Source organism: Kitasatospora sp. NPDC093558 (genome assembly GCF_040683475.1).
Lineage (GTDB): Bacteria > Actinomycetota > Actinomycetes > Streptomycetales > Streptomycetaceae > Kitasatospora.
This window is the reverse complement of sequence record NZ_JBFBDY010001089.1, coordinates 1-1576: the sequence shown is the minus strand read 5'-3', so window position 1 is coordinate 1576 and position 1576 is coordinate 1. Positions and strand designations below refer to the sequence as shown.

At 72.5% G+C, this 1576-nt stretch carries 2 protein-coding genes; both read left to right on the top strand.

The genetic code is table 11. The features are described 5' to 3' along the window. Positions 1–582, top strand: a 582-nt coding sequence (locus tag AB0O00_RS38745; protein ID WP_363659373.1) for a chlorophyllase, incomplete at its 5' end; no start/stop codon positions are given. 135 nt (positions 583–717) lie between these two features. Continuing rightward, a partial coding sequence (locus tag AB0O00_RS38740) for an alpha/beta hydrolase (RefSeq protein ID WP_363659372.1) occupies positions 718–1576 on the top strand: 859 nt, incomplete at its 3' end.

Genomic DNA, 1576 nt, shown 5'->3' with positions numbered 1-1576 from the left:
GTCCCCCAGCTCGCCGGGCGCCTGGACCGCACCAAGGTCGCCGTCGCCGGGCACTCGATGGGCGGGCACACCGCGAGCCTGCTGCTCGGCGCGCGGCTCACCGACCCGGAGAGCGGGACGGAGGTGAACCTCGCCGAGCCCCGGATCACGGCGGGCGTGCTGCTCGCCGCGCCCGGCCGCGGGGGCGACGCGATCACCGAATCCTTCGCCCGCACCGCCCCGTTCTTCCTCACCGCCGACTTCTCCACGATGACGACCCCCGCGCTCGTCGTGGCCGGCGACAAGGACGCCTCCACCCACCTGACGGTCGCCGGCCCCGAGTGGCACACCGACCCGTACACGCTCTCCCCCGGCCCGAAGTCCCTGCTCACCCTCTTCGACGCGGAGCACGGGCTCGGCGGTATCTCCGGATACGACGTCGCCGAGACCACCGACGAGAACCCCGAACGGGTCGCCGCGGTCCGGCACCTCACCTGGGCCTACCTCCGCAGCGCACTCGTCCCCGGCGATCCCGCTTGGCAGGACGCACGCGACGCACTGGCCGCCGACCCCGGCGCGCTCGGGAGCGTCGAGTCCAAGTAGGGGCGACGACGGATTCCGGTGGTGCGGATGATCTTCCGTTGAGTAGGGTGAACGATCGGATCGTGGACGGCCGTTTGCGCGTGCACCACGTGCGCGTTCCACGCCGCAGAGAACCGGAAAGTGAGTCACCAACAGATGCAACCGACGTTCGTACTGGTTCACGGGGCTTTCGCGAACTCCTTCTCCTTCGCGCCGCTCCAAGCCGAACTCGGGCTCCTCGGACACCGTTCGGTCGCCGTCGACCTGCCCGGGCACGGGTTCGCCGCGACGTTCCCGCGGGCCTACCAGGCACCGCAGGACCTCGGCGAGCTCGCCACCGCTCCCGGGGCCATCAAGGGCGTCACGCTCGCCGAGAACGCCGGGCACCTCGTCTCGGTGCTGGAGCGGGCCAAGCGCAACGGGCCCGTCATCCTCGTCTCGCACAGCCGCGGCGGCATGACGGCCACCGTCGCGGCCAACCGGCGGCCCGACCTGATCGACCGCATCGTCTACGTCTCCTCGTGGTGCCCCGTCGACCTGCCGGTCGGCGCCTACTACGCCGAGCCCGAGATGGCCACGGTCGACCTCGCGGGGCTGGGCTCGGCGATGGCGGGGAACCCCGCCGAACTCGGGCTGCTGCGCTCCAACTTCCGCACCGCCGACCCCGGCGTCCTCGCGGCCCTCAAGGCCGCGTTCCTCGCCGACGGCACGGACGACGAGTTCCTGGTCTTCCTCAACTCCCTCCAGCCCGACGAGAACCTCGACGCCGGCACCGACGACGACCGGGCCCAGCGCGACAGTTGGGGCCGGATCCCGCGGACGTACGTCCGGCTGACCGAGGACGCCAGCCTGCCGCTCGCCCTCCAGGACCGGCTGATCCGCGAGGGCGACGCGCTGACGCCGGAGAACCCGTACGACGTCCGCACGCTCACCGGCAGCCACGTGAAGTGGCTGGTCGACCCGGCGCCGGCGGCCCGGCTCCTGGGCGAACTCGCCGCGCTCCTGCCCGCCGGAT